This window comes from Fulvivirga sp. M361 (assembly GCF_007097395.1).
Lineage (GTDB): Bacteria > Bacteroidota > Bacteroidia > Cytophagales > Cyclobacteriaceae > Fulvivirga.
The window spans coordinates 311,532-318,889 of sequence record NZ_VKDC01000009.1; the positions used below are offsets into that span (position 1 = coordinate 311,532).

The following is a 7,358-nucleotide window of genomic DNA, read 5'->3' on the forward strand; positions in this document are numbered from 1 at the left end:
TGACCAGCATACCATAAACTATTATTATGACCTACACTTTAGTGGCCGTGATTGCCTTGATTTCACCTCTTGCCTTTATTATTACAGCCATTGCCTCCTGGTTTCAACCTGGCATGCGTCCGTATCTTATCAGGCAACTGGTTACCGTGTCATCAGCAACTGGCATTATTACCTCCGGCATATGTGGATATCTGGTGGTTCAAAACGGGCTATTGGAAACTCCTTTTATAGGTTTCTACGAACTCGGATTCAGTTTAAGGTTAGATGCATTAAGTGTCCTAATGTTCACTATGATTGCACTAATCGCCTTTATTGTTGTTCGGTTCAGCATAAATTATCTGGATGGAGATAAACGCCAAGGTATTTTCCTGGGGAGGCTGGCGGCAACCATTGCTTCCGTACAATTCCTGGTTCTTGCGGGAAACCTGGGTGTATTATTGTTGTCATGGATTGTTATGAGCATTTGTCTGCACAGGCTGCTGGTATTTTACAAGGAGCGTCCCGGGGCTATAATAGCTGCAAGAAAGAAATTCATCCTGGCACGTTTAGGTGATGCTTGCTTATTGGTAGCTATTGTTTTGTTATATCTTCAGTTCAATACTGGAAATCTGGAGGTGATTTTCCAGGCCATTCAGACGAGTCCGTCTGCTTTTAGTATTGAAGCTGTGGCTATTCTTTTGGCTTCTGCCGCGTTACTGAAATCCGCTCAGTTCCCTACGCATGGTTGGCTCATTGAGGTTATGGAAACACCAACACCGGTTTCAGCTTTACTACATGCCGGGCTGCTTAATGCGGGCCCATTCCTTATAGTGAGAATGGCTTTTATTATGGAAGCAAGTACTTACGCACCTGTCGTATTGATAATAACCGGCGCTTTCACAGCACTTTTCGCATCTGTGGTGTTCCTAACGCAGACGTCTATAAAAACGGCTTTGGCCTATTCCAGTGTTGCACATATGGGCTTCAGTTTGTTGGTATGCGGACTGGGTGTATATTCTGCGGCAATGCTTCACCTTGTAGCACATTCTTTTTACAAGGCGCATGCTTTCTTATCTTCAGGTAGCGTAATCGACGTAATAAGAGGTGCCAAAGTAAAAGCCGCCCGGAGAATTGGAAGTCCAATAAGAATCGGATTAGGCATTTTACTGGGTTTCCTGGTTTATTCAGCATTTGCGGTAGTATGGGGTATAGATCCGGTAGAAGAACTCTCGTTATTGGCGATTGGCGGTATCATTATAATGGGGCTTTCGAGGTTATTTACCAACGCCATTGACTCTGATGGAAGTCCCAAACTTATTCTTAGAGCCACTATAATGTCGTTAATTGTAGCTACATCCTTTTTTACTCTTGAATCAGGAATGCATTACATCTTAACCGATCAGATGCCAGCTTTAGGCAGTCCGGGCAGTCTTGAAATTGCTTTACTAAGCATCATCCTTTTAACCTTCGGAACCGTAGTATTTATCCAAATATTAGCTCCAACGCTTGCTCCGACCCCATTCTATCGTGCCCTGGCGATTCATTTACGAAATGGATTGTACGTAAATACAATTTTTGACCGCACTGTAAGGGCCCTTTACTCGCATGAAACCGGGAGCCATACTGAAATTGTCAGAAGCCTTGAGCATATAAAACAACCGGAGAGAGTAGAGTTAGAAATATTCGAAGAACAATTAGCCTAATCAAACCACTTGAAAATTCACTTAAAAGACAACAAAATGATCGACAATAGCGCATCAGAAATTGACTTTATGAATAACCTGAATAACGGTCAGGAAACCCTGCTTAGTATTCTGAAAGATGCCTGCAAAAAAATTGCTCCGGTATGGCCGTTGGAAAACTTTGTAGCGGTTAATCCTTATCTGGGTTTGACCGATAAAAAATTTGGAGCAGTGGCCCATGATTTGGCTGCTGCCGGAGGAATACAAATGACTTTACCAGCCTCATTCTATCTTCAAAAGTTTGAAGAAGGCGTTATTACAACTGAGGACATTACGCGCGCACTAAATAATCAACAGCATGAGGTAGAGGTGAGTGCATTCATAAATGATATAAAACACAAGAATTATAACTCCGAAGAAATTAAGGCCGTAGCTACTCTTGCAGATATTGCCACACAGGTGACTAATAAGGATTGGGGTCGTTTTTTGACAGCCAGGGTTTCTGTGTGGGCTGCCTCGTACTTTGATAATGGCCAGGCCCTATGGACTGCCGCTGATCAAACGCAGGGACTTTTTGCATCGTGGAAAGCTGAAGCAGAAGTGGACAGGACCCCTGAGCTAACAGGCCTCAAAGGATTCCGTAAACTAGTGAAATCAATACCTGATAATCCTGTAGAGGCGATAGAAAGAGCGCTTCAAACACTCAACATTCCCGAAGAAGGATTAAGCCTATATCTCCACAGAATTTTACTTCGTGTTGGCGGCTGGTCTGCTTATGCTGCGCGCCTGGATTGGGAGAATGAGCTATACGGTGGTAAAGACGGTAAGCTAATAGAATTTTTAGCCGTTCTCACATGTTGGGAGGCCTGTCTTTTCAAAAGTCTGAACAATCAAAATCTAAATCAAGAGTGGAATAAGGCACGGGAACTATTGTCGCTGGTTAACGTCCAGCAAGAACTTAATCAACAGCTTGCCCAGAAGTTAATCCTGCAGGAAGCATTTGATTTAGCTGCCCAGAGGAGTATTGTCAACAAAATTCAGAGCAAACAGCAGGATGCGCCTCCGGAAGTAATACAACCTAAAGCCCAGGCGATATTTTGCATAGATGTACGCTCGGAAGTATATCGAAGAAACCTGGAGTTGGTAGATCCGGAAATCGATACGCTGGGCTTTGCGGGCTTCTTTGCCTTCCCGATTAAATACGTACCCATAGCTCATGAAGATGGTGAGGCCAATTGTCCTGTTTTGCTACCTACAGGTCCTGTTATTCAGGAACGAATGAATAACCCGCAGGAGCAAGAAAAAACATTAAATAGTCGCTTGTTCAATCGGCAAGTACAGCAAATGTGGAAGTCTTTTAAATCCGGTGCGGTTACTTGCTTTAGCTTTGTAAGCCCAATGGGCCTCTCGTACCTTCCAAAGATCTTTACCGATTCATTTGGGATTACAAGGCCCGTACCACACCCCGATAAGGTAGGTTTGAATGAGGAATCATCGAAGAATAGAGACATTAGTCTGGCAGAAGAAAAGATCAACGATCAACTGGTCGGGATACCTCTTGACCAGCAAATACAAATGGCTAAAAATGCACTGAATGCCATGTCTTTGACCAACGACTTCGCCAAATATGTTCTAATGGTAGGTCATGGTTCGTCTACGGTAAATAACCCGCATGCAACCGGCTATGATTGTGGAGCTTGTGGCGGTCATACCGGTGAAGCTAATGCCAAAGTAGCAGCAGCCGTGCTTAACAACAAAGAGGTTCGTGCAGGCCTGCAAAACGAAAATATATTCATCCCGGTTAATACTGTCTTTTTGGCCTGTTTACATGACACCACCACCGATGATATTACCATTTACAACACGTATGATGTACCGCTTGAAAAAGCTAAAGAGCTGCAGCAACTTGAACAATCGCTGTCTTTAGCTAGCCATGCGACCAGAAAAGAGCGTTCGTTAAGGCTCACACATGGAAAAGGTTCGGATATTGATAAGTCTATTATTAGACGTAGCAAAGATTGGTCGCAGACCAGACCGGAATGGGGACTCGCCGGCTGCTCCGCATTTGTAGTGGCCCCACGTGACAGAACTAAAGGCATCGACTTAGGAGGCAGGTCTTTCCTTCATTCTTACGAATGGAAAAAGGACAAAGCGTTCTCAGTATTAGAATTAATCATGACTGCGCCCATGGTGGTCACAAGTTGGATCAGCTTACAATATTATGGTTCAACTGTCGATAACAAGAACTTCGGTTCCGGAAATAAAACGCTACACAATGTTACGGCAGGACTTGGCGTTTTGGAAGGATATTCAGGTGACCTAAGGGTCGGGTTGCCCATTCAATCTGTTCATGACGGGGATCAGTTTCAACATGAACCTTTAAAACTCAATGTTATCATAGAAGCGCCCATTGATGCCATGAATACTATTCTTGTCAAACATAACGGAGTACGTGACCTCTGCGATAATGGCTGGCTCAACTTACTTGCCATGGATGACCAAGGCAAAGTATCGCATCGTTATGTCAATGACTTAAGGTGGGAAAAGATAAAAGAATGACGGTATAATTGAAAATTCAATAGTATAGGTTTATTTGCCTTAAAATCCTTCTTTACAGTCCGTATAGACTGTTTTTGATCAGTCGTACCTGTGCGCGGATGAGATTCGGACAAAATCGTGTCGGTTTCTCATCTCAGATGAAAGAGGTGGAAAATACTTCCGGGTTATTAAAAAGACAGGAATTGGAAGAGCTATCATAGGGTTTGTAACCCGAATAGTATAAGCCGTATCACGGATTCTATGATAACGGTTCGCGATTTTACATCCCGAACAGCTGGTTTATCTGAAATTGCCTGACCCATACTTATGTTCCGTGGCTCGCAAATTTATCTTACAAACACTCCGCTTAAATTCCCCGGTGTATTGATTCTGCCATTTATGCGCTCTTTTCTTTTTCAATTTCCACCACTTCTTAAACTGATACCGGAGAAATTACGGGTGAATGATTCTCTAATCCCTCATCTGCCTGGCCTGAGTTTTCGATGGCGTTTTCTTCCGAATCCTCGTCTTCTTCACTGTAGTCTTCAGAAATCAAGTCTCTTTCTTCCCGTATGATATGGAGAATTCTATCAACCAGGATTTCATTCTCGGTTCTTACCTCCATTACCAGTTGAGCCTTTTTTACGAGGATGGAAATCACAACTCCTGCGAGTTGTTGTTCGGGTGTAGGTGGAGTAGGTTTGATTACCTATCTTTTTTTAGAAAATATTAATCGGACTCAGGTTGATCATCCTTGTGAGAAAATAGACTCTGCTTAAATGTACGTATGAATCAGCTGATGCCGGACGATAGAGATATGAATGAAAGCACCTATGGCTTAAATATTCATAGATCGTTCAGACCTAAAAAGAAATTTATCTTCCTTATGGGTTAAATATGGTGACTGCTGGCTACCTCATACGCCTCAAGAATGACAGGAATTTCCTTTCCATTTTTAGCTTCACAAACAACTTTTATCTCATCTTCAGGATAGAATATAGATTTTATCCCCTCTGCAAAGAGTTGATGATCATCAACAAGTAAAATTCTGGTCATAAGTACTGTCAAATAGCTAGTTTGAAATCATATTTATTAAACAACGGATAAAATACCTTCTACTATCAAAGGCATAATTTTTCGTGTTTATTACTTTGGTTTTATTTAATAACCGGTCACCCATACATTGAGAGTACTACTATAGATAAAGACATACTGGTTTGCATTTGCAATACCGATTGGAAAAGATACAAGAGTTACTGAAGCGATGTGTATATTTCTTCCATTGCCATCTATAACTGCGTCCGGGTGTATTGCACATATCGTTATTCTCGTTCCATCTGTAGGTGCCGCAGGAAGTCTGGCTGTAAAAGGCCCATTGATGAAAACAATTTCATCAGTATTCAGAAGCGTAGTATTCGCGCTTATGGTTCTGACATTAGGGCCAATACTGCTCCATGAAACTGACGAGCCATCGGTTTTTAGATACTTCCCTGACTGTCCTGTTTGAGAGGGGAGTTCCAACTCATTAGTTACTGATCCATCTACTTCTGCAGTCAAATAACCATTGTTATCCACAAAAGCATCTACTTCTGCTTCAGTCAATTGTGTGTCATCATCTCCATCACTCAGTCCATCAGGGATATTTGTCAGGCTTGAAAATTCTCCATCAAAGCTGTCCGGAACATCCGATAAGTCATTGTAGCTTCCGCTAAACGTATTCCCGGCCGATTTTGCATACAGTGCATACGGTACGCTTAGTAATTGACTAGTGCCTGTAATGGTATAGGTTGTGCCACCTTCGATATCCACTTCTGTTTTGATGAAAAAGTCGTGGTTTGCCCAATCGATGTCATCAAAACTTCCACTGGATACCAGACCGGTTCCGATCTCCAGGCTGATCAGTCCATTCGCATTGGTCTCTGGCGTATGTGTTTCTATGTATGTCGGTGTGCCTTCGACACTTCCTGACAAAATACTTATTTGCATACCTATGGTTTTTTCTGTGACCAAATCACCACCGGCATCCCTTATCACAGCTTGATAACTCATTTTTGATGGTGCCTGTGCAATAGCTTGTCCACCAAAAAATATATTGATGAGCAGTATTGTAATTGTTGCTACTATAGATATCCTATTCATTTTCTGTGATTCTTAAAGTCTTGAAAGGGTAGAGTGCTTATGCAATGTGAGATCACTTATTTTCATTTTTTACAATTCGAAATGTTTTCAGGTGACCGGAGTCATCCAATATTTTTAATAGATAAACAGCGTCAACCATCCCTGTCATGTTTATTAAGGTCTCCTGATGTTTAATCAATCTGTTTTTCAGGAGCCTACCATTTATATCAAAAAGCATGGCTTCGGTTTTACCGCTCAAATTCTTAGCTTTTATAGTAAGAAAGTCTATGGTTGGGTTAGGAAAAGCAGATACTTCCAAGTCGAGTTGAATAGTTTCATTTTCGATTCCGGCTACTACAGTTAGGATGAATGGTTGTTGTATTCCATGGTTTAATGATCCTTTTTCACTGGAATAATCAGTCGTAATCAACTGTCCTATGCTGTAGCTTACAGCACCTCCGGTACCTGCCATTTCTGACCCCATAGAGATAATGGTGTTTTGTGCCTGACCCATTATATCAGTAAAAGTTAACAGGCACATTGCAATCAAAACTAGTTCTACCCTTTTCATCATTTAATTGAAATTTTGTCAGTTTGTACTAGTACAGAAGTGGATATTCATGCCTAATGACAGATGCAAGTTTTGTTAAAAAAAAGAGACGATGATGCTCCAATGAGATATTTATAGAGCCTCAAAAGACATATTGTAGCTCCGATAAGACAGAATCGGCCATTCAATGAGTTGGAAACGTCAGGGGAGAGGCTAAAAATCAGGCACTGACCTGGATGAAACATGGTGTTCAGGGCAGACCCATTTAAATTTTTCTAAGGCTTTGACCCGCTTTATGCAATAGAAATCAACAACTCTTTTTATTCTTAAAATGTATAGACGGTTAGGCATTTAACCCGGAAAATTCATTAGTAGGTGAATAATTTGGGTGTAAGGTGTTATTTTTGAGATAGTTAGAAACAAAAAGCACACCTTATACGACACCCAAATATGAGGGATAAAAATACGGCATTTTATCGAGGAAATACACA

Annotated in this window: 6 protein-coding genes; 2 read left to right on the forward strand and 4 right to left on the reverse strand. The window is 41.6% G+C overall.

The window, feature by feature from the left end; translation table 11 throughout:
• Positions 1-26 precede the first annotated feature (26 nt).
• Positions 27-1,682 (forward strand): proton-conducting transporter membrane subunit, encoded by a 1,656-nt coding sequence (locus tag FNH22_RS13395; RefSeq protein ID WP_143398899.1) that lies wholly within the window; start codon positions 27-29, stop codon positions 1,680-1,682.
• A gap of 36 nt (positions 1,683-1,718) precedes the next feature.
• Positions 1,719-4,220 carry a YbcC family protein gene (locus FNH22_RS13400; RefSeq protein WP_255518047.1) on the forward strand — a complete coding sequence of 834 codons (2,502 nt, stop codon included), beginning with the start codon at positions 1,719-1,721 and terminating at the stop codon, positions 4,218-4,220.
• A gap of 412 nt (positions 4,221-4,632) precedes the next feature.
• On the opposite strand, the gene FNH22_RS13405 is transcribed toward FNH22_RS13400, so the two are convergent.
• The 4 genes from FNH22_RS13405 to FNH22_RS13420 all read right to left on the reverse strand — a co-directional run bounded on the left by FNH22_RS13405 (position 4,633) and on the right by FNH22_RS13420 (position 6,891).
• On the reverse strand, positions 4,633-4,824 hold the full coding sequence (locus FNH22_RS13405) for a hypothetical protein (RefSeq protein ID WP_143398900.1): 192 nt from the start codon (positions 4,822-4,824) through the stop codon (positions 4,633-4,635).
• Between the two features lie 266 nt (positions 4,825-5,090).
• The gene (locus tag FNH22_RS13410; RefSeq protein ID WP_143398901.1) at positions 5,091-5,255 is read right to left on the reverse strand and encodes a response regulator transcription factor; all 165 of its coding nucleotides are present in this window, start codon (positions 5,253-5,255) and stop codon (positions 5,091-5,093) included.
• A 105-nt stretch (positions 5,256-5,360) separates the two neighbouring features.
• Positions 5,361-6,338, reverse strand: a complete 978-nt coding sequence (locus FNH22_RS13415; RefSeq protein WP_143398902.1) for a hypothetical protein — start codon at positions 6,336-6,338, stop codon at positions 5,361-5,363.
• A 52-nt stretch (positions 6,339-6,390) separates the two neighbouring features.
• On the reverse strand, positions 6,391-6,891 hold the full coding sequence (locus tag FNH22_RS13420; RefSeq protein ID WP_143398903.1) for a T9SS type A sorting domain-containing protein: 501 nt from the start codon (positions 6,889-6,891) through the stop codon (positions 6,391-6,393).
• Positions 6,892-7,358: the final 467 nt, after the last annotated feature.